At 59.0% G+C, this 21,705-nt stretch carries 19 protein-coding genes and 1 pseudogene; 14 read left to right on the top strand and 6 right to left on the bottom strand.

From position 1 onward, the window contains the following. Positions 1-19: 19 nt before the first annotated feature. Positions 20-679 (bottom strand): OmpW/AlkL family protein, encoded by a 660-nt coding sequence (locus tag SLT36_RS25220; protein ID WP_432284845.1) that lies wholly within the window; start codon positions 677-679, stop codon positions 20-22. 263 nt (positions 680-942) lie between these two features. Continuing rightward, positions 943-1,260, bottom strand: coding sequence for a transposase (locus SLT36_RS25215; protein ID WP_432284844.1), 318 nt, complete (start codon positions 1,258-1,260; stop codon positions 943-945). A gap of 229 nt (positions 1,261-1,489) precedes the next feature. On the opposite strand from SLT36_RS25215, the gene SLT36_RS25210 reads away from it, so the two are divergent. The 7 genes from SLT36_RS25210 to SLT36_RS25180 all read left to right on the top strand — a co-directional run bounded on the left by SLT36_RS25210 (position 1,490) and on the right by SLT36_RS25180 (position 8,746). Beyond that, entirely contained in the window at positions 1,490-2,365 is an 876-nt protein-coding gene (locus tag SLT36_RS25210; protein WP_432284843.1) for an AraC family ligand binding domain-containing protein, read from the top strand. 47 nt (positions 2,366-2,412) lie between these two features. After that, complete coding sequence (locus SLT36_RS25205; RefSeq protein WP_432284842.1) at positions 2,413-3,528, top strand: threonine aldolase family protein; 1,116 nt, start codon at positions 2,413-2,415, stop codon at positions 3,526-3,528. A gap of 391 nt (positions 3,529-3,919) precedes the next feature. Then, a complete protein-coding gene (locus SLT36_RS25200; protein ID WP_432284841.1) occupies positions 3,920-4,375 on the top strand; it encodes a GNAT family N-acetyltransferase in 456 nt (151 codons plus the stop codon). A 340-nt stretch (positions 4,376-4,715) separates the two neighbouring features. Next, positions 4,716-5,684, top strand: coding sequence for an omptin family outer membrane protease (locus SLT36_RS25195; RefSeq protein WP_432284840.1), 969 nt, complete (start codon positions 4,716-4,718; stop codon positions 5,682-5,684). Positions 5,685-6,136: 452 nt separating this feature from the next. Beyond that, positions 6,137-6,706 carry a hypothetical protein gene (locus SLT36_RS25190; protein ID WP_027056401.1) on the top strand — a complete coding sequence of 190 codons (570 nt, stop codon included), beginning with the start codon at positions 6,137-6,139 and terminating at the stop codon, positions 6,704-6,706. A 23-nt stretch (positions 6,707-6,729) separates the two neighbouring features. Beyond that, positions 6,730-7,401 carry a hypothetical protein gene (locus SLT36_RS25185; RefSeq protein WP_425351077.1) on the top strand — a complete coding sequence of 224 codons (672 nt, stop codon included), beginning with the start codon at positions 6,730-6,732 and terminating at the stop codon, positions 7,399-7,401. Between the two features lie 64 nt (positions 7,402-7,465). Further along, entirely contained in the window at positions 7,466-8,746 is a 1,281-nt protein-coding gene (locus SLT36_RS25180; protein ID WP_432284839.1) for a Shedu immune nuclease family protein, read from the top strand. 858 nt (positions 8,747-9,604) lie between these two features. On the opposite strand, the pseudogene SLT36_RS25175 reads toward SLT36_RS25180, so the two are convergent. Beyond that, positions 9,605-10,195, bottom strand: a pseudogene (locus SLT36_RS25175) (toll/interleukin-1 receptor domain-containing protein); the annotation flags it as partial. 171 nt (positions 10,196-10,366) lie between these two features. Further along, positions 10,367-12,451 (bottom strand): DNA/RNA non-specific endonuclease, encoded by a 2,085-nt coding sequence (locus SLT36_RS25170; RefSeq protein ID WP_432284838.1) that lies wholly within the window; start codon positions 12,449-12,451, stop codon positions 10,367-10,369. A gap of 434 nt (positions 12,452-12,885) precedes the next feature. Here SLT36_RS25170 and SLT36_RS25165 point away from each other — a divergent pair, with 434 nt between their 5' ends. From SLT36_RS25165 to SLT36_RS25155, 3 genes are read left to right on the top strand one after another with little or no spacing between them, the layout of a single operon-like run. Further along, complete coding sequence (locus SLT36_RS25165) at positions 12,886-14,079, top strand: DUF4403 family protein (protein ID WP_432284837.1); 1,194 nt, start codon at positions 12,886-12,888, stop codon at positions 14,077-14,079. Next, a complete protein-coding gene (locus SLT36_RS25160; RefSeq protein ID WP_432284836.1) occupies positions 14,076-14,543 on the top strand; it encodes a DUF4403 family protein in 468 nt (155 codons plus the stop codon). The genes SLT36_RS25165 and SLT36_RS25160 overlap by 4 nt, the downstream gene beginning before the upstream one ends. Positions 14,544-14,593: 50 nt before the next feature. After that, positions 14,594-15,244: a hypothetical protein gene (locus SLT36_RS25155; protein ID WP_432284835.1), complete on the top strand. Its 651-nt coding sequence runs from the start codon at positions 14,594-14,596 to the stop codon at positions 15,242-15,244. A 20-nt stretch (positions 15,245-15,264) separates the two neighbouring features. Here the strand turns inward: SLT36_RS25155 and SLT36_RS25150 are convergent, their stop codons facing one another. Both SLT36_RS25150 and SLT36_RS25145 read right to left on the bottom strand, forming a co-directional pair. Then, positions 15,265-15,573, bottom strand: coding sequence for a hypothetical protein (locus tag SLT36_RS25150; RefSeq protein ID WP_432284834.1), 309 nt, complete (start codon positions 15,571-15,573; stop codon positions 15,265-15,267). Between the two features lie 60 nt (positions 15,574-15,633). Then, the gene (locus tag SLT36_RS25145; RefSeq protein ID WP_432284833.1) at positions 15,634-16,461 is read right to left on the bottom strand and encodes an excalibur calcium-binding domain-containing protein; all 828 of its coding nucleotides are present in this window, start codon (positions 16,459-16,461) and stop codon (positions 15,634-15,636) included. Between the two features lie 412 nt (positions 16,462-16,873). Between SLT36_RS25145 and SLT36_RS25140 the strand changes: the two genes are divergently transcribed. From SLT36_RS25140 to SLT36_RS25125, 4 genes are all read left to right on the top strand, one after another. After that, positions 16,874-18,319: a hypothetical protein gene (locus tag SLT36_RS25140; RefSeq protein ID WP_432284832.1), complete on the top strand. Its 1,446-nt coding sequence runs from the start codon at positions 16,874-16,876 to the stop codon at positions 18,317-18,319. Between the two features lie 85 nt (positions 18,320-18,404). Next, positions 18,405-19,139, top strand: coding sequence for a hypothetical protein (locus tag SLT36_RS25135; protein WP_051355517.1), 735 nt, complete (start codon positions 18,405-18,407; stop codon positions 19,137-19,139). A gap of 3 nt (positions 19,140-19,142) precedes the next feature. Then, positions 19,143-20,405 carry a hypothetical protein gene (locus tag SLT36_RS25130; protein ID WP_172234126.1) on the top strand — a complete coding sequence of 421 codons (1,263 nt, stop codon included), beginning with the start codon at positions 19,143-19,145 and terminating at the stop codon, positions 20,403-20,405. After that, positions 20,393-21,418, top strand: coding sequence for a hypothetical protein (locus SLT36_RS25125; RefSeq protein ID WP_432284831.1), 1,026 nt, complete (start codon positions 20,393-20,395; stop codon positions 21,416-21,418). The genes SLT36_RS25130 and SLT36_RS25125 overlap by 13 nt, the downstream gene beginning before the upstream one ends. Positions 21,419-21,705: the final 287 nt, after the last annotated feature.

The following is a 21,705-nucleotide window of genomic DNA, read 5'->3' as shown; positions in this document are numbered from 1 at the left end:
CTTTCAGCGTGGTTCGTCCTTAGAAGCGGTAGGTCAGACCTGCGCCTATCAACCAGGGATCGAGCTTGGCCTTGCCTGTGAGCTTGGTGCCGGCGACAGTGACGTCGAAGTCGGGCTCAAGGAAAAGCTTCTTCACGTCGAAATTGACGCCCCAGTGCTGATCTACCATGTAGTCGAATCCAACCTGCAGCGCGGCGCCGAATGTGTTCTTGACCTTGAGATCATCGGCGCTGCCGACTTGCTGATGATAGAAGATCGTATAGTTCACGCCGGCGCCGACATAGGGCTTGAAGGCGCCGAAATCGGTAAAATGATACTGCAATGTGAGCGTGGGCGGCAGCAGCCAAACCTTGCCGACCTTGCCCAGCCCGCCGATCGCACCTTGGCCATCGATGTTGGCATAGGTAGTGCCGAGTATGAGTTCGGCGGCGATGTTGTCCGTGAAGAAATATGAGATATCGAGTTCCGGCGTCACGGTGTTCGAATACGAAAGACCGGAGCCGGGCACCGCATTGACATAGCCCGAATCCTCGGTGATCACCCCCAACGCACGCAGGCGGATCTGCCAGGGGCTTGGCGCTTCCGCGACGCAGGCTTCTGCCTGCGGGACGCTCGCGGCTTGATGAACATCTGCCGCGCCGGCCTGTCCCGCAACGATGAGGACGACAGCCGCTGTCATTGCCCGCGCCACGCCAATTCGCGCTCTCGCCATACTTTTCTCTCCTTGATCTTCAGAAGCGACGCACTGCGCCTTGATTGAATCCTGCTCGCATCAATCGAGATTGACGGAGCGCTCATGCGCGATAGCCCCCGCATGTGTCGTGCCAAATGAGAAAATCATTGCAAAACAACGCGATCATTCTGATAGCGCTGTGTCTCATGTCCGACTTCGTCGAAGATCCGACAATGAGTGCAGCTGTAGCCGCCCCGGGTAGCCGTTCGTCAACACCGGCCGGCAGTTCGTTGGCACGCTCGTCCTCGGCTTCGAGTTTTGGCGTATTCTGCGTTCAGCGCCTTGATCGGCGCCTGCTGCTTCGCCGTCAGGCCGGGGAACGTTCCAGCCATTTGGCGCAGTCCGTGGGCATGTCCGTAAGGCGTCTCGACCGCGACCGATATGGGCGGGAAATCCTTTGGCAGCATGCGCCAGCCGCCATCCGATCGGGCCATGTAGCGGATCGCGTTCAAGACCTCGCGCAGGTCCGTCACCACGCGCCGCCCGGTCTTGGCCGCGCCCGGCAGGAACGGTTTATCCGCGACCATTCCTCATGCGTCAGATCGGAGGGGGATAGCGCTTGGTCTCCTTCTCGATATCGGCCATCCGGCCACGCGTCGCTCGGGTCCACATCCCAAGCTTGAAACACGATTAATCCCGCCAATCGCTGCCCCCCGCAGCAGGCCCCTCTTCGGGCGGCAATTAATCCTGCTTCGGTTTGAAATTCGCTACGAGAGCACGATATCGTTGTGATGACCGACCTGGATTGACCATCAAGTGGCCGATACCGCCATAGAATGCGACGAAAAGGCGCGTGGCCGTTCTGAACCCCCGGGCCGGCCGCCGCGCAATCGTGCGGTGATGAAGCACACCGATGTCCTTGGCGGGCTCGATTACCTGGCGGCGGACTATCACCGGCAGGATTTCTCCAAGCATGTCCACAACGAGTATCTAATCGGGCTGATCGAGCGAGGCGTCCATAATGTCTGGTGCCGAGGTGAGGTTTGGCACGCCGGTAGCGGCACCATCGCGACCTTCGCGCCCGGCGAACCGCATTTCGGGGGTGCTGGTGACGATCTTGGCTGGAGCCAGAAAATCTTCTACATGCCCGAAGGCCTTATACGGCAAGTCCTTGAGGGCAGCGGCCAAAATGAACCCGGAATGATCGACTTCAAAAGCCCGTTCCAGGAGAATGCCCCAGTTGCACACGGCCTCAGCGCGTTTTGGCGCCTGCTTGAACATGGGCATAGCTCGGCACTGGAGATCGAGGAGTATCTGATCCGTTTCCTGCCCCACGTCTTCGCACAGGCCGGCGGATCGCGCGTTGCTGGGCCAAAATTCGTGCCGTCGAGGTTCCGCGACGTGCGTGACTTCATCCATGCCCACTTTGACGAAGTTCTGCAGCTCGCCGCCCTGGCCGCCCTCGCCGGATGCTCCAAGGCGACGTTGATCGATGGCTTCAAGGCGCATTTCGGGTTGCCCCCCACCCGCTACCTGATCCAGGTTCGCATCGACGAGGCGCGACGGCTGCTGAGGCGAGGTCAGCAGGTCGCCGAGGTCGCCGTCGCGGTCGGGTTCGCGGACCAGAGCCACCTGACCCGGCATTTCAAGGCCGTGTTGGGGGTGACGCCGGCACGTTACCTCTCGGTTTGAATATCGTTCAATATAGCGCGTGGCGAACCGTCTAGCTTGGACGCTCAATGGCAGAAAAGAGCGTCAAGACCATGAACGAAAGCAAGCAGACCCGCCCCCGCGGCTTCACCAGCGACAACATCGCCGGCGTCTCCCCCGAGGTGATCGCAGCCATCACCGCATGCGCGTCGGGTCAGGCGGCTCCCTACGGCAACGATGAGCTGACGCATACCGTCGAGCGCCAGCTCGCCGAGCTGTTCGAGCATGCGGTCGACGTGTTCCTCGTTTCGACGGGGTCGGCGGCGAACGCGCTGGCGCTCGCGGCGATTACCCCGCCATGGGGCAGCATCCTCTCGCACGCCGACGCGCACATCAACCGCGACGAGTGCGGCGCGCCGGAGTTCTACACCGCCGGTGCGAAGTTGGTGCAGCTTCCAGGCGGGGCCGGCAAAATCGACATCGACGCCTTGGCGGCCAATGCAACGCGTATGGCGGGCGATATCCACTCGGTCCAGCCCTCCAGCGTCAGCATCACGCAGGCGACCGAGATGGGATCGGTCTACGCGCTCGACGAAATCAAGGCGATCGGACATATCTGCCGGTCAGCGAACCTGCCGCTCCACATGGACGGTGCTCGCTTCGCCAACGCCCTCGTCACTCTGCGCTGCTCGCCGGCCGAGATGACGTGGAAGGCCGGCGTCGACCTTGTGTCATTTGGCGCCACCAAGAATGGAACGTTTGGGGTCGATGCGGTCGTCTCGTTCCGCAGAGATCTCGCGAGCACGATAGCTTTTCGCCAAAAGCGAGCCGGCCAGTTGAGTTCCAAGATGCGCTTCATGGCGGCGCAAATGGACGGTTATCTGAGGGACGGCGTCTGGCTTCGCAACGCGACCCATGCCAATTCGATGGCATCGGCGCTCGTGCGGGGGTTGGCCCTGGTGCCGGGCGTGAAAATCCAGCAGCGCCCCGAGGCCAACATCCTGTTCTGCCGACTTCCCACGCCCCTGATCCGAGGGCTGCTCGACATGGGATTCCGCTTCTACCATGATCGCTGGGAGCCCGGAATCGTGAGGTTCGTCACCTCTTTCGCGACGACCGAGGCGGACGTGTCCGACTTGATCGGCGCGGCAACCAGCCTCTGCGCACCGGTCGGCTCGGCTCGTGTTCCGGCTGGCGCCGAATGAGTTGTGGCGACCGTCGAGCGCTCTCGCCGCCCGTCACGGATGTCCCTCTTTGCTCGAATGCATTGTCCGAGCGTTCTGGCCGCACGAGCATCTCAGGCTGTATCGTTTGTCCCAGGCCCTTTTAGACTTGCAGCTTCATCTTACCTCGGCAAGGCGGCTTCACCGTGCAGTAGCGATGTGACCGGGTTAATTTTCTGTAAGAAGGTACCCTATCTGCGCAATTGACCTCAAGTCATCCCGGAATACTGCATGCTTGTAATATTTATTTTGCATTTTTTTATCATATTTTTGATGAAAAATGCTGTTCACTCGTCCGAGTTACTTAAAAGAGTGAGTCGGATCTGCGCGGATGGCAGCATGAATCGGGATTTGAGCACTAGCAGGAGAAAATATGCCTTCCATATCTACGCGCCGCGCCAACGCAACGGACGCAGGGACGGTCGTCCGTTTTATTCACGCGCTACTCGATGAACTCACTGGCGGGAAAGCGCCCGCGCCCGACGACGTCAGACAAAGCGCGCAGATAATGCTTGCCGACGCTGGCGTGGTCGCAGTGATCGCAAGTGCAGATGACGAGCCGGTCGGCATCATGGTGCTGAATGAATGCACGGCGATCTATGCAGGAGGCAAGTTCGGCTATATTTCGGAGCTGTATGTTCGACCCGAAAAGCGCTCCAAAGGGATTGCCCCTCATCTGCTTGAGGTCGCCTCGCGGGAAGGCCGTGCGCGTGGTTGGAAGCGACTTGAGCTTGCAGCGCCCAGGCAACCAAAATGGAAGCGCACGCTCGATTTCTATCTGCGCAACGGGTTCGAGGAACTCGGCCCTCGGCTCTGTCGGATTATCTAGACTCAGAGTTTGCTATGGGCTGCTCAAAGCAACCTGCACGATCTCAGCGGGTTGAGGTCCGGCGTGGTCGCTGCCTGACGCTGCAATCGTACCAGCATCGTCATCGCAAATGTGTGCCTCAGATAATGCACGGTTCCCGTCACGCCGGCCGCCCGGAACGCATCGGCAAACCGCCGTCAATCGGGTCACGCTAGCGGCGTTTCCTTGAGTGTTGAGGAACAGAGCCGAGGGCGGCAATTTTGCCAACCTACAGGGGCGCTGCATAGACGACCGCACCTGACTTGCACCCGGTTACGCTGCGTATAGCCGAATGGCGGATGATTCCTATGGGGGTAGTCCTATGAAATTGCACGCGAAAGTCTTTGGTGGAGCGGCAGCGTTGCTCGCTGCCTGGCCGGCGATGGCCAGCGACGCGGTGGCGAGCGAACCGGCGCCCTACAATCCCAATTTCTCTTTCGTTGGCGGCGTCGGCGTCATCGACATCCAGGCCAACGAGCTGGTCTATCAGGCTCCCGGCAGCGGCTCGAAGCTGAGCCACCTTATCTGGGAAAACACCTCTGCGGTCATTTCAGCCGAGATGACGGCGCGCAGCGAGGCCGGCTGGACCGCCAAGCTTTCCGGCCAGATCGCCTTCAGCGGCGACAGCTACATGGAAGACTATGACTGGAACCCGTCATTCTCGACCAATGATGGCTGGAACGACTGGAGCAACCGTTCGCGCCATTCCGACACCGATCTTGATTACTTCTATTCGGCAACCGTCGCGCTCGGCCACGATTTCCAGTTCAGCGACCAGCTGCTGATCAACGTCAACGGTGGTTTCAAGTACACCTCGGTCAAGTGGACTGCCTATGGCGGCTCCTATGTCTACAGCGTTGCCGGCTTCCGGGATTCGGTTGGCGACTTCCCAGGAGACGCAAAGGCCATCAGCTACCAGCAGAAATTGCCGGTCGCCTTCGCCGGCATCGATGCGACCTATGTCCAGGATCGCTGGAACTTCGGCTTTGCGCTGAAGGGCGGCACGACCTTCTCGGCCGGCGATACCGATCATCACTGGATGCGTGACCTGCGCTTCGAGGATGATTTCGAATTGGCGCCGGTTCTGATGGTCGGCGGCAGCGTCGGCTACCAGTACAACGAGCGGACCAGCTTCTTCGTCTCCGGTTCCTACGAAAAGGTGTTCACCGCTCGCGGCGACTACAACACCTATGACATTGCGACCAGCGCAGAGACTGGCGGCGAAGACGACTGGATCGGCGGCGATTTTGCCGCGGCAACGGTGATGGTCGGCATCAAGACCTCGTTCTGATTGAACGAGTTCGACCGGAACGCCAAACCGATGTCCGCACCGCGCAGAAATCTGACGCGCCCGCGCGACTGGATTGGACAGATACTTAAGGAAAATCAGCCAGTTACGGGCCTGGTGCAAAGATCGCACACGAAAGTTCTGCTTCTCTCGCTTTTTCGTTCCCACCATGAAGCAACCGACAGCCCTTTTCGGACGCTCTTCTGCCGACGATATTGACCGCTTCAATGCTGCCGGCGGCGCTCGCCAGTCGTACGATGAGGTTTGAATGCTCTTTAGCTAGGGTGAGCGCCCTGAGCCAATCATCATGCTGCCGGCGAACCACCTACCGGCGGCTCAAAACGACGTATTTTGGACTTTCCGCGGCGCCCTCCTGGCGTTCTCATTGACAGGAGAGACATCGAATGATGGAATGTCCTTGGTCCTAGGACAGAGGACAAGCTGCAATGATTGGAATGAAAAGTCAGGATATCGTGGTGCTTCTGAAGCTCGTGAGCTTGCAGGAGCAAGGAGAGTTCGCGGGCCATGGGGAACAGCGTAGGGGCTTTGCGGGCGAGGACCCCTTCTCTGTTCGCGGGCTGGAATCCCTAACAGGTATCAGCAAGACGGAGATCAACGCCTCCTTAAAGCGCAGTCTCTCATCGGGGTTGGCCATTAAAGACCGGGATACGGGACGGGCCAATCCTCACCGCCGCAATCTCTATGAATTTATCGTCCACGGCCTGAAGTTCGTGTTTCCCGCGAAGGCAGGCGCGATGACGCGCGGTATTCCGACGGCGTTCGCCGCGCCGATGCTGAAGGGGCTATTGGTCAGCGGAGGCGAGTACATACACATATGGCCCTATGCCCAAGGGCGGGACATGGGGCAGTCGGTTGAACCTTTGTTCAAGAGTGTGCCTGAAGCAGTCCAGAAAGATGAACGGCTCTACGAATATCTTGCTCTCGTTGATGCCATCCGGCTCGGCAATCAGCGCGAAGCGGGCCTGGCGGGACAGCGGCTTTCAGAGAGGTTCCTGAAAAAATGACGGTCCGAGGCCAATTGCTCCTGATGCTGCAGACGGTGGCGGAAGCTTTGGGGGAAGACTTCCGGGAACGGCTGGTCTTTGTCGGCGGGTGCACAACCGCTCTTTTTATAACAGACGAAGTGACCCTTGAGGATGTGAGGGCGACTGACGACGTCGACCTCATCGTCGATCTTGCCGGTTATGGAGAGTGGGCGCAGTTGCGGGAAGAATTGAGGCAGCGAGGTTTCGCTGAGTCCCCCGAGGACAACGTCATCTGCCGGATGCGGCTGCGGGACCTCAAGGTCGACTTTATGCCGGACGATGCCGGCATACTCGGCTTCACTAACCACTGGTACGCAGCTGGGATCGAAACGGCAGTAACCCATGAATTGACCGATACGCTCAGGATCAAAAAGCTTTCCCCGGAGCTATTTGTCGCGACAAAGCTGGAAGCTTATCTCGGGCGCGGCGCAGGTGATCTGTTCATGAGCCGTGACATGGAAGATATCCTCCTCATCGTCGACGGGCGGCCGGAGATCGTGGACGAGATTCTTGCTGCAGAGGCCGAAGTCCACCGGTTCATCGCCGAACAGTTCACAGTCCTGCTTCAGAACGGCGACTTCGAGTATTTCCTTGAGGGAAATGTCCGCGGCCCGGCAGGGCGGACCGATATAGTGCGAGACCGGTTTGTCGCCATTAGTCGTGGCGCCGGGTGAAGAGGATGGTGGCAGCCAGTGCAGGAGCACGTGTGATGATTTCGTTGAGGTCGGCAGCAAGGGCGTGACGCTCGAATACGAACCGCACTTCGGTGGCAATGCCTGGGTGACGCGGGAGCTCAAGGCGGCGGGCAAGGTGACGCTGAGCCGGGTCTTCTTCTTCCGCAGTTCCGACCTCGTGGCGGAGACGGCGCACGGTGCCGCTCACGACGACGAGGCGGACGAGGACGATCGACCGCTCTATCGGTTTCGGTTCGCGACCACAAAAAACGGATATCACCGCATTCCCGGGCGGATCCTGGGGATCGACAACGATGTGCTGATCGTCGCGGAGGGGATCGCGCTGGACCGGAAGGTCTTTGTCGCCGAGCGCAATATCAGCATCTTTCGGCGCATTGCAAAGCTGAAGCCCGGCAGCGAAATCGTCGTTGGCGGCGACCGGGTCGACAGCATCGCCGTCGAGGCCTTCGGCGAGCTGCTCGAGAGGTTCCCGAACAGCATCGAGGTCGACCGCTATGCCGCGGCGCGCGTGGAGACCATCCTCGGCGAATTCTTCGACGGCGCGACCAGCGCGCGCGATCACTACGAAAGCTACCTGAATCGCCGGAACGCCGGTGCGCGCGGCCGGGCCTTGCGACGGGATGAGCTGCTTCGTGCCGAGATCGACAAGTTCGTCTATCTGCGCGAGACCCTCTCCTCCTGGCTCGCCAGGGCGGCAAGCTACTCCGAGAAGGAGTGGCAGAAGATGGTCGTCGGCGTCATCCTACTGCTGTTCCCGAAATATGTGGCGGTGTTGGAGAATGTTCGGATCGCCGACTTCTATTCGAGGCCGGACAAGCGAAAGAACCGATACGTCGACCTTTGCGTGGTCGACGCCAACGGCAACATCGACGTCATCGAGATCAAGAAGCCTTTTGACGACATTCTGCTGAGCAGAGGAATTTATCGTGGCAACAGCGTTCCGACCAAGGAGCTGTCAGGCACCATCATGCAGGCCGAGAAATACCTGTTCCACCTCTCCAAATGGGGCGTTGAGGGGGAGCGCGAACTGTCGAAGCGATACGGGTCAGCACTTCCCGCCGGCCTCCAGATCCGGGTGACCAATCCCAAGGCGCTGCTTCTGCTCGGCCGCGATCGCCGAACGGACGGCGCTGGCGGGCTCACCGAGAACCAATCGTTCGACCTGGAGGTGATCAAGCGGAAATATGTGAATATGATGGACATCGTCACCTACGACGATCTGCTCCGCCGCCTCGACAGAATCATCGTCTCGCTGACGGAGCGCGCGGGCTCGGCCGGATTGGGGCAACGCGCTGACAAGCGTGGCACAGAACGGCGGGATTGAACCGACAGGTGCGCGGGCGGCGGGGATGCGTCGGGAGCTGATGCGTGCTGAAGGGCGTTTCGACCTCTTTTGCTCGGCGGAGTTGAGGCATGTTCGCGGGCACGAAAGGAGACCTCGTCCATGAATGCCCAGGAACTTCTCGACAAGATTAAGGAATTGCCCAACAAGCCGGTCGATGTGCCCACGCCGCCGGCGATCGAGCTCGTCGCCATGGTGGTGCGCTGGGGTCGCCATCTCAAGCAGTGGAAAGCCACCACGCTCGCCGACTTCGCGCGTGTCTCGCTGTCGAGGGTCGAGCGCGTCGAACACGCGGAGAAGGTGAGCGACGAGGCGCTCGACCGCATCGCCCAAGCGCTCGGCCACGCGCCGGGCGCGTTCACCACGCCGCGCCTGCCGATCGGTCCGGACAAGGCGGCCGAACACCTCGTCGAGGCGTATGGCCATCTCGAACCGGTGGCGGTGTCGCCGATGAAGACGCACAAGGCCATCCGCGATGCCGCGAAGTGCGACGCCTATCTCATCCACCGTCCCGGCGTGCCCGACACCCATGACGACCACATCGCTAATCTCGGCGAATGGCTCGATCTCGCCTCGTTCATCCTCTCCGACATCGTCGAGGAGCCATTGTCGTCGGGGCGAGGGCGGCGCCAGCTCTACAATGACATTCTTGCCGCGGTGTCCGAGCTGGAGCGCCGCGGGCTGACGGTCCTGTCCGGTGTCATGGCCGCGCCTCAGCCGGGCATGCCGGACTGGAACGTCGCCATTGTCTCGGTGACGCCGCGCCTCACCGATCCCGGCGCGCCGAGGCGTCGTCACGTCATGGTCGACCGCCGGACGGTCGGGCTGGCTCACCGACGATTAGGGGATGAGGGCGAGGCGCTCGGTGATGAACTGGGCGATCTCGGCGGGATTGAAGCGTCGCGCGTCGACGTAGCCGTCGGTGCGGAACACGCCATCGACGGCGCCGTCGTCGACGCGCACGTACATGACGCGCTGCTCGTCCCGAGCCATGATGATTTCGCGGATCGCGCGGAACTCGACGCCGCACCAGTCCTTGCGCTGATAGTCGGCGCCGATGAAGGCTACGATGAGCTTGGAGCGGTTGCGATAGATGTCCTGCAGCAGGGTGTCGAGCGATGGCCGGGCAAGCTGGGAGACGTAGTTGTTGTCATAGAAATAGGCGTCGGGGCCGAGACTCGCCTCGAGCTCGCGGGCCACCTGCTCGACCAGCCCGCGGGCTTCGCCGGGAAACGAGAGACCAACATCGAAATGGTGCTGGGTGATGTCGACGGCGCGGCTGGCCTGCCGCGTCCACGAGGGCAAGGCAATGCCCCGCGCAGCATGCAGTTCTTTCGGCAGGTTGACGTCCTTGATCGCCCAGTGCGTGCGATTCATCTCCCATTTGCCGATGTCGAGCTCGAAGGCGAGGGCGTCGAAGTCGGCCGCGCTGAAGGACGATAAACGGGCGATCTTCGCCGCCGCCGCGCACGCGCAACGCGCCGTAGACTATCTGTTGCGCTTCAGCGCCTCCGAAGCAGCCGCCGCGTGAGCGGCGGCCTTCTGGACCGAAGCGTCTACAGCATGCGACGGCTGGCCGTCGCTGCCACGCCGAGTGTCACGTTACGCGTCGGCGTGGGTATCGGCGCGCAAGAGAACATCGTCAAAAATAACGCCGGCCTCATCGCTTATGGCTGACAGGGCGACTTGATAGCGTGCATACTCGCCGGGCGCGAATTCCACTCCGAACCGGTCGACGACATCCTTTTGGGAAAGCCTGAAGCCGTAGGTGCGTAGCGACCGGCGCCCATTGGTATCGCGCGTCGTGACCGCAACCACTTTCCAAAAGACAAGAGGATACTGCACCGGGCCGGTCCCGAAATCTTCGGATGGATCGTTCGGGTTCAAGATCGGACCCGCTATGATGCAGGCGCGCGTGTCACCTGATTGCAAGTCGCGTTGAATGTGGTTTTCGAAACCGCCCCACAAGCCTTGAACTCCCGGCCATTGCTTTCCCGGTTGGGAGCGGTTGAAGGCCGCGTGCTGCGGCGTGCAATTTGAGAAGTGAAACGTGTCGGAATTGGCAAACTCGATTTCCGTCGGCGTATCACCCCAGGCATTGTCTTCCCTCCGCACGATATGACCCCGGTCGATCTGTTTGGCGGGCGCGTAGATGTCGGGATCGCCCAACTGGTATTTCTGGGGAATTCGCGGGTCAACCACCCAACGATCTTGACCGAAGAAGGCGCGGCCGCTGGAGGTCCTTTTCGATGCATCGTAATCGACATTCACCGCCGACCACATCTGCATGCGCCGGGAAGCGTTCATCGCCAGGCTGAAGTGATGGTACTTGAGCACGACGATCTGGCCATTCTCCTTATACATCTCCTGGTCCCGCTCCTGCGAAATGCGAGGCAGCGGCACGGTGATATCGTTTTCGAGAAAGTCAGGGTTGTAGCCTTCTCGATCGTCGTAATTGGGGTCGAAGCGCAGTGCTTTCTCGAGCGCCTCGTCTGCCGCGACCGCGGCCGTCGCCTGTGGAAGCTGTGATGCCGGCACACCGCTACCAACGAAAATCGTCACTGGTCCGGAAAAATTCATGGTAACGCCGCCCATCACGTTTCCTTTCGTGTTTGCGAAAATTTTGGAGGGATCAGGTAACACAGGACTAAGGGCTTCTGGCGCGCGAGGCGTCGCTAGCTTCGCGACCTCATCGGTAGGATCGGTCGTGTTGGCCAGCAATTCGTCCAAAAGATGCTTGGAGGCGGGCGTGGTCGGTACAAGCCCGCCGAAGGCCTTTACCAACGCACTTATGCGCACACCCTCATTCGCGATCCAGTCTATCCCGTCATCCGGCTGGCCAGGTGACCATGCCGAACCGTCCTTATTGAGAATAGTATTGCCACGCATTTTTGGAATGGAGGCGTGGTGCAAACCGACGACCTCCCACATTTCCGAATAGCAGGCCGAGCCCGACGATCCTTCCTCGGTGTCGGTCTCGTACCGGAGGAAACCGTCCTCCCGCAGCTCGAGCAGCCGGCAATTCTCCATCGCATAGCGTTTTGGCCCGCCATCAGGATATTCGATCATCCGGATAGGCATTCCGGGCAGGATCTTTGACCGCGATCCATTGATCGCCAGGAAGTTGACAGAGGAGAGAAGCTCGCCGGTGATTGCCTTCGGCTTCATCGCGACGAGCGCGAAATCGAGATCCTCCGCCGAGAAGAAAAGGGCGTCCGGATCAAACTCGAAAATGATGCCGCGGGCGACACCTGATGCCGTCTCATCATGAAGAAAATTTGCGCCGGTTCCTCGTACCGAGCCGGGATCCGGAAACACATGCCAGTTTGTCAGAAGAACGTTAGGTGAAACCATGAACCCGGTCGCAAACCCGACCGGGTCGACCTTCGGATCGACGTTGGCCACGATGCGGGCGACCGGCCGGCCAGCGGCTCGGGCAGCATCGTCTGGCGGCAAGGTGTACCAGTCAAGGGTAGGGCCCATCTTCCGCTCGACGAACACCGGAAGACGGCCTTGTGCCTTCAGTTCGCTCGCCTGATCAAAGCTCGAACGGCGAGCGTCGTAGCGCGCCTGTTCCGATGGCGTCACTTGCGTCGTCGCAGGCGTTGGCGGCTGCGCTTTCCATCGTTTTGCAGCCGCAATCATTACCGCGCGGCGGCGCTCGTCGAACAAATTAGTCGCAACCATGTAGATTCCTCCCTCCAAGGAATAAGACAGTCTATGAGATTCTATTTGACGATAGGGATTGAGAGATTTGACATTAAACGATTTAATCTCAAGGCGAGTGAATAGTTCAAATGCGTCATATTTAAGCGGCTAACATATTTGCAAACGCAGGCCATTCTGACCCGCTATTCCTCTATCAATTTCTAAAAAGAATCCAAACAGCCTCTTACGTCACTATGCAACAAAGAGTAATGTGCGGTCAATGTGAAGAATAGAGTTCTCAACGAAGTTCCTAGGGCGGGATCGCTTGTTCGGTTGTCTTTAGCGGCAGGAGCTTCGGCGCCTGCCTGCGCATAGGGGCGCCTGAAGGTCATTCGATCACGTAGAGATCACAAAGCGGTGATTTTCAGTGCCGCCGCTTCAACGGGTGCAGAGCATTCTTGGGGGAGACGTCCATGACAGCGCGTACCAGACCGGACACGAAGTTGCGTGTCGCTCACTTTGCTGCCGCCGCTCGTCGGTTCGTTCCGGTCCTTCTCATTTTGGTTGGCGTTTCGGGCTGCGAAAAAAATCTCTTCCAGGCGCCAATCCATGGTGGCACTGCCGATGTGCCGCCGGCACCCGTGTCGGACAGCGTTCTCACGCTGGTGGCGCAAATCCCGTATGAGACGCTAGTGCAAGCAGCCCAATCGAAGATACCGCAATCCGTTCCAGTGCAAGGAGATGGTCAAATCGGATGTGTCGGTATTCCTCATATTAATCCCGGACACGTGGGACATCATACTGAATGCCGTTGGATCGGTGTCCGTGTTTGCGCTGAGGTGCCGGATATTACCGCTCCGAGCCTTGGCACTACGAACCAATGCGCCGACTTTCATTGGCATGCTGACATCGCAAGAGATGGCCCTCTTGTTGTGGCCCAGGCGGGCAATGGCGTTCACGTCGAACAGCCGCTGTTTGTCAGCGGTCAGGCCGGCGTAGGTGGCGACCTTGCCAAACTGCTTTCGCTTTCCGGAAAGAACTTCGAAGCTCGGCTGGTCCCCGGCGTCGATCTGCAGTTCGACATGAACGATAAGTGGTGCCCCGTGCTCTCGGGAACCCCGACCGGCAGATGGGTGAGCAGTGCTTCGGTGGAAGTCGTGGGCAAAAACTGTCTCGGCTTTGATTTTGGAAACCTGGGGCACCCCCAAGTCTGCGCAGGGCCAATCAATCTGGGATTGGCTGACGTGTTGAACGGCCAGATCAATGACCACCGCGCCAAGATACAGGATGCCATCGCCAAAGCTCTGCCTTGTGATGCGCTTCGGTCAAAAGTTGAGGCCCAATGGCACGCCATTGCGATCAAGATCGACCGCCCGGACAACACGCCTGTCTATCTCAACATCGTCCCCACAGCGGCGAGCTTTTCGGGCATGGTCGGTGAAGCGCAAGGCATGAAGATGACCGTGCGTGTCGCGGCAAAGACCAGTCTTGCCGCAGAGCCAGTTGCCACACAGTCCCTGTCTCTGCCGCCATTGGGCAAAACAGCAGCTGATCGAAGTCAGGCCGACATCACCGTGCAAGCAGCTGCTCCCTATGGATTACTGTTGGACGAGCTGTCAAAGAACCTTAAGGGTCACGACTTCCAGCAGCAGACGCCGTCGATGTGAAGGTCGAGGATGTTGACCTCTATCCGAGCGCTGGCTCTGTCGTGGTTGGCTTGAAGGTACAGGCAAAGCTGCCGGGCGAGTTCCTGAATACGACCGGCTGGGTTTACCTCTCAGGGGTACCCCGCGTCGAGAAAACTGGCACAGCGATCTCGATCAATGAATTGCATTTCGCGACCGTCCTGGACAACGCCTTCTGGAAGGCTGCACAATCCCTGTTCGAAACCCAGATCCTGGCAGATTTAGAGGTTCATTCGAAAGCCGATCTCAACAAGCAGATCAACGACGCGTCCGATGAGATCTTGAAGGCCGTTCACAATACCAACGTTCCGGGGTTGAAGATTTCCGCTGACACTCCGTCGATTGAACTTCTGGATATCACTGTCGGGCCGGAAAATCTGATTGCCAGTGCCCGCCTCAAAATGAATTTCGATATGGCGCTATCAGCTGATTTGGTAGGTCAGTAGCCTATCTGCCAAGCGAGCCGCGGCCATTCATAACGAACAAGAGGGTGCCAATGACGCAATCCCAGCTTAGCAAGGTTTGGTTTGTGGTCAGTGCGCTTGTTCTCTATTACGCCCTGAATTCTTGGGTGGTCGCGCAAGGCGGGGAAGAGATTTTCGGTGCAAAGCTGGTCATGAAGGCGAGGGTGCCTGCAGTAATGATCGCAATCCCGATATGTTCGATTTTGCTCGCCCTAACCTCACTCATCGGACGGGTCTATGCCCAACGCAGCGGCTCGCACTGGCATGCGCGGATACCGGTTGTCGGCTTCGACGCGATCGAGACGGGCTCGCGAGAAGGCCGCGTCTATCAAGGCGCGATGATTGTGGTCTTCTCTGTGCTGCCCGCGATCGCGCTGGTCTATTTCTGGTGTACGTTTCTCTCCGCGACGGTAATGCTGAACGACGGCAAGAAGGACCCAGGCGCGAGCCTTTGGGATTGGTCGGAACTCCGGACGCTGAACGATCCCGCTCGTATCTGCACTGAATTTGACAAGGGGCTCGACAAGCCGTGTATCGGCAGCGCGACGGTGCTGCCGGGCCTTGAGCCAACAATCTTTGGCGCGCTAACCCTCGCGGGCTTTATTGCGCTCGCGATGCACTGGCGTGCTGTGGCGATGGGTCAACGGCATCAGGCCTCACCGATCACGACCCACGGCAAGTAGGAGTCAGCGGATTGAAACTGTCAGTCAGTTGCGGGCGACGAAAGAGGCTTGCGGCCAAGCAATTCCTGCAAGGCGACCTGGCCGGTAACGGCAGATCCGGCAACCCACGCCAGCATCACCCACTCGGAAACAGTCATGCCGCCGGCGCGCGCGTAGAGCATTGCGCCTACCACGGCTGAGAACAGGCCTAACCCCACCGCCAACATCACGGCCATCTTAAACAGCGCGTGTGGCGGTTTCTGTCCGACAAACTGTCCGCAGGCGTACATGGCGGCAATGGGGATGCTCACAGCGATGATAAGAAGTCCGATTGTTGCAAAGAACACCATCTCTCTCATCCCTCCGCCTTTACGGCGTTTGCATCTGTGGCCGCTTCTTATCCAGCGCCATCAACAGAGTGTCTCGCAAGCAATTCCGTCGCCATCGCGATCCAGCTTGCCACCCCATGGACAGTTATTGAGATACCATTGGGCTTCGTCGCAAGAGCTGATTTGCGAGCATGTCCGCCGCGGTTGGCATGAAAAGCTTTGCGCTACCTGTGAGCGGCTGATGATGCCAAGCGGCTGGCTCGACGGCCTCGCATCGCCGGCGTGCAAAGCCCGCCATTCCCAGGGTGCCTGAAACGTTCCGACCCAAAGACCGAGTTTCGCGGCCTCCGCCTTCCCCTGCTGCGCTGAATACGCCCCGTGGCTGAAGCGGGGCCAATCCAGAGCCTGGCCGTGCTCGACCATCCAGGAGGCGACGCTGACGCCATCCGCGCGCTGGCAATCACCGACAAACCGGTGATATCGGTCCCAAGTTACGAAGGTGCAGTGCACCGGCCTGGAGGCCGCTAGAAATGCGTCCAGTGCGTCGGCTGAGCGGCGCCCGCAGGGATAGTCGAATCCCTTGGCGTCGCTGCAGTACTGCTTGCTCTCCGGCGCGTCGATGCCGTTAAAGCGGATCCGCTGGCCATGGACTTCGATCGTGTCCCCATCGATAACGGACGCGACGCCAGCGATCGGCTCCGGCTTCGACCCGAACCAGTTCGAAACGCCAATGTCTGGTATTCGGTCGGTGTGCTGCATGGCTGATTGCGTGGCTAGGGCGGCAGCGGCAGCCACTGTCAGAAAGACCAGGCCCAACGGCACGCTTGCGCGACGCCAGGCGCGTGATCGACCCACGCCATTGCCCTTGCGCCCCTGACGCGAGTGATTTTTGTAGCGAGATTTGTCCAAGCCATTCTCCCCATCACTAGAATGCTATCAAATTTGGCGCTGGTCTAGGTTTGGCGGGTGACAAGGGTTGAGAATCTTTCTGTATGGCCGGGAGCTGATCGATCGCGTCAACACAGTGTGTCAATAACTCTTGCGAACTGGAGCAAAAGGTAGCGGCCTCAAAGTACGCGATGCGAAAGACCATGGCCGGCCGCGCTGATTGCAAGGAATCGCTCCGGAGGCCGAACCACTTCTTTAGTTTGCACGCAGCGCGTCGATGTACTATCGAGCACATTCAGAATGGGTTTTTTGCATTCTGCTGGGTGGGGCAAGCCGGATATGACAGACGCCGATTGCGGGACTGCTGCGCGATGAAGCGCGCGGCGTGCTGCAAGCATGTTTTTTCCGGGGTTCGATCGTAGGGGTAAAGACGTTGGCTGCGAGGTTTGAAGCGCTCGAGAAGCTGCGCAATCGGATAATGGAAGCGAACCACGACTATAGGGTGGGGGCAGACATTTTCCCGAGTCTCAACGTCGACAAGATTGCCCGGGACATGGACCTCGACGGTCAGGGAACGGCGCATGGCGAAAAAGACCAGCCATCGTCCTCGTCGAAGACCTTCGACGAGATCGAACACTCCATCGTCGAAAGGGTGCAGGATGAGAAAAAGGCGGCCCACCAGATCCTGGAGGATCAGCTTCACCTCTTCTCCGGCCGCGTTGCGAACCTGGGCCTTGAGGAGCAGTTCGGCCTCCTTCAGCAGGCCAATTCTTCAAGCCTGTCCGACTTCAAGGGAGAAATAGCGGTCGGTTTGGATACCCTTCACGCCAAGCGAACCGACCTTCATGAGGCCACCAGAGAGCTTTCCAGCTTCCGCAAGAACCACCGCCTGGACCGTGTTGCCAGACTGCAGCAAGGAACAGCCCATCTTTTCAGGGTGGCGCTCCTTATTTTCCTCCTGCTGGTCGAGACGTATCTCAACGGATCCTTTCTGGCCAAGGGCAACGACCAAGGCTTCCTCGGTGGTGCCACGGAAGCATTCGCCTTTTCCTTCGTGAATATCGTGTCCGCGTTGATTTTCGCCATCTTCTGCGTGCGCTGGGTGACCCATCGGTCTTGGGGAGGGAAGCTTGTCGGAACCGTTTTCATCCTGCTCTATGCCGCTATTGCACTCGGGATCAACTTGCTGCTTGCGCACTATCGTGAGGTCAGCGGAACGCTCGCCGACGGAGCTGGCAACATTGCGGTCCAGAGAATGCTCCATAACCCGCTCGGGCTTGAGGAGGTGAGATCGTGGATGCTCTTCCTGGTCGGTCTGCTCTTTTCTATCATCGCCTTCATCGACGGCTGGTTCGTTCTCGATCCATATCCAGGTTATGCCGGCGTGGAAAAAAGGCGCCGGGAGAGGCGGCAGGATTACACCGATACCAAAGCCGACCTCATAGACCGCCTCATCGAATTGCGCGACGACCACAATACCAAGGTCGAAGACATCTTGAAGGGGCTAAGCAGCCGTAGAAGAGAACACGCTGCAATCCTATCCAGCCGTGCGCGGCTTTTGGCTCTGTTCAATGAACATCAAGAGCAGCTCGAGAGGAGTTGCAACCAGCTGCTTTCAAAATACCGCGAAGCAAACATTCGGGCGCGCAAAACTCCCGCTCCAAAACACTTCTCCCAGCCCTTTAAACTCCAAAAGACCAAGCCCATTGTCCAAAACGATGGTGAGATCAAGGATAGCGATCTTGCTTCATCAATTGCCGCGGCCCAGCAGGCGCTGAACGAGCAGATGCTGCAGGTGGGCAAGGAATGCGAGTCCGGGATCGAAAAGTATCGCGACCTCGACAAGCTGTATCCGGAGACGCTCGATGGCCAGGCCTAGAAGCCGTCGCAGGGCAGGGAGCTCGCGCGGGAAAGGCGTTGGAGCGATTGTCGGAGCAATCCTGCTTGGACTTGCCTCGCTCGCAATGTTTTCCGGCTACGTCTGGCTTAACGTAAAGGCCCGGGACGTGGTGGAAACAGACGCAAAGACGGGCTGCCCGACAAAGGCGGGACCGAACAGCGTCACCGCTGTTCTTTTTGACACCTCTGATCCCGTCCCGCAGGCGACCATGGAGGATCTTGCCAACAAATTCAGGCAGATTGCCGGCTCAATCAAGCAAGGCGGCTACCTCTGGGTTGGCACCTTGACAGCGGTACCTGGCGACCTGAAAGAGCTGTACGCGCGATGCAATCCGGGAGACGGCTCAACGGTTGACGTCTGGACCAGCAATCCCGGAAAGCATCAGAGAATCTGGGAAGAGGCCTTCGACAAGCCCCTCAAGGAACTGCCGGAGCACTTGCCGGCGGATAGCCAGGCTGATCAGTCGCCGATCATGGCTGGCATCCAGAAACTGAAGCTCAGCCTGTTCGACAACGGCATGTTCGACAATGTTCCAAAACGGTTGGTCCTCGTGTCGGACATGATGGAGAACACGCCCGCCTATTCCCAATACAAAGCGGGCGCCGACTACAACGCCTTCAAGAAAAGCCCAGCGAATTCGCGCTTCAGGACCGATCTTCTCGGCGCCGACGTAACCATTCTCTATTTCAACAGGCCGGAAAGGAAGTTCCCGTCCGTCGACCACGCCAATTTTTGGACGCAGTGGTTTTCGGAGAACGGGGGCAATCTCAGCGACTTTACAAAGCTGGAGGGGATGTAACCCATGGCCGCGCGTAGACAATCCTTCCTCGATACGTGGATCTTCCCGCAGGCTTTCTATATCGCGCTGACGGTAGGCGGGTGCGTTTTCATCGCCGTCACAAAGACCGCCGGCATAAGTCCCGTTATCTCGTCAACGGTGCCGATCGGCATCATGATCGGCTACTTCGCGTTTTCCTGGTACGTCGGGAAGTTGCGCGTTCACGACGAGCAGACAGGTGACAACCTCTATTACATGGGCTTCCTGTTCACGCTCTCCAGCCTGGGCACCTCGCTTTACCAGTTCGGCACAGACGCATCGACCGACGAAATCGTCAGGAATTTCGGCATTGCCGTGACGTCGACCATCACAGGCATCGCGCTGCGCATCTTCCACAATCAGGTCCGACGCGACCCCGCCGACGTGGAACGGGCTGCCCGTCACGAGCTCGCGGACATGACACGTCGCGTGCGCACCGAGATGGAAAGCGTAGCGCGTGAGTTCGCCGACTTCCGCCGGGTTTGCAATCAGATGTTGGAAGAAGGCTTCGACGAAATAGCCCGACAGGCGGAGAAGAACGGCGATCAGGTCCGACAGGCCTTCGAGGGTATGGCCGCCAAAGCGATAAAGCCCGTCCAGGAGACTTCGGAGAAGATAGCCAAAAGCCTCGATGACACGTTCGGCCGTATCGAAAGCAGGTTTTCAGGTGTCGCTGAAAAGGTCGACACAGTCGCAGCGTCGCTCGACACGGCGAATGCCTCCATGGCTGGCACGATCTCGAAGTTCGAGGCGCAGGCCGACATAGTTGCCGGGAAGCTCGCCAACGTGGTTATTCCGGACGAGGTCCTCAAGACGGATGTCGTCACAGTTCTCAAGGTGCTTGCAGCGTCTGTCGGAAGGTTCACCGAGCGGGCTGAGGCGCTTTCCAAAGAGCAGGGGGAAAGGACCGACAAGCTTTCGGATACCGTCTTGAGGATGGCGGCGCATCAGAAGCTCCTCCTGGAGAGGCTTGAGAAGCAGGCTGAGCAAAACGCCAGTACGACGAACCTGCTATCCCGCATCCTCGATCGCGATCGTGTGTCCGTCCCGAACGAAATTCCTCCGGTTGCACCTGTGCACGCCAATGAACCGTCTGTTGAACCTCCCATCTTCATCCCCATTTCGGCGGCAACTGCGCAGGGTGAGAAGCCAGGCGCAACGGCAACAGCCAACGGCGCTGATGCCGGGCAGCAGGCCTCCCAGCCGATCGTGGAGAAAGTCCAGCCGAGGCCGAGATGGTGGCGCTGAACGAACCCGGCGGAGCTTCGGTCGGCTACGAAAAGAAAGGCTATGCCCGCGGCTTGATCCTCGGGCTCACCATGGCCGAAACGATGCTCCTGCTCGTCTTCTGCCTGCTGTTGGTTGCAGGCGCCATTGTCGCAAAGAAGAAGGCCGAATTGGAAACTGCCCTTGAAAGGGTATCCCGCAGCGAAGCAGTGATTCAGCAACTCAAGCAGGAGAACAAGAACCTGCTGGCCCAGGTTGCCAAGCTCATGGAGCGCTTCACTGGGCACAAAGTGCCTGATGAGGAATGGCGAAAGCTCGTCCTCGCCAAAAAAGCGATCGAGCAGATCGAGCAAAAGGGACTGTCGGCCGACGAAGCAGTTCAGCTGGCGGAAGCCACAGTCGCGGTCCGAGACAACAATCTCTCAGCCGACGACGTACGCAAGCTAGTCTCAGCAGATCAGCGTGCGACCGAAGCCGAACGGAAGCTGGCTGAAGCCGAAAAGGAACTCGCTGAAACGACACGGCAGCCTAAGGATCTGCCACCGATCATCAATCTGAGCGAAGCCAAGGGCTATTCCTTCGAAGTCAGCAGTGCCGAACTCAAACCGGCCTTTAAGGCCAAGCTTGAGGGCGCTATTGCCGAGCAGATTGCCGATATCGTCGCAAAATACGATGTCGATGTCGTCGAGGTCATTGGCCACACTGACGAGCAGCGATTGTCGAGGCAGTCGAACATGGACTTCGTTCTGGGGCGCGTACTCTCTGGGGATGAGAGCGTCAGCGAAATGGAGCCGGGTGATAATGCCGGGCTAGGCCTCGCGCGAGCGATATCCGTCGCGTCCGTTCTGAAAAAGATACCGGCGTTTGATCATTTGAACATCCTACCCATGTCAGGCGGCCAACTGATCCTGCCGGATGATCGCCTCACGGATGGAGCTCAGTCAGGCGACGCTCCAGAAAGGCGTCGTATCGAGATCCGAGTACGCAAGAGCAAGCAGAAGCTGGCCGCCGAGGGGCATCACGAAGGCAATTAATAGGCAAACCATGTTGAGCCAAAGCGTGGGTTGCCATCCACCGGAACACGAGTAGAAAGCCCGCAAACTGCCGCGGTCCAGTGCCAGCGCGCCGCGCTTTAATTGGTCGGGCGCTCGCTGACGCGTTTTTTCCGCGCCGGAAGTCGAATGGAAAGCGCTTCAGGAAACCAGGAAATGCATTCCAGTCGTGTGATCACCGCTGCCACAATGCATGGTGTCCCCTATTTCTGATGCTACACAATAATAGGTCAGGGCGAGGCAATTATTGATGCATCGGTGACTAATAT

Origin of the sequence: Aminobacter sp. BA135 (genome assembly GCF_050859125.1) — a bacterium.
GTDB classification, from domain to species: Bacteria; Pseudomonadota; Alphaproteobacteria; order Rhizobiales; family Rhizobiaceae; genus Aminobacter; species Aminobacter ciceronei.
The sequence above is the reverse complement of the archived record's forward strand: the minus strand, read 5'-3'. Positions and strand labels throughout refer to the sequence as shown.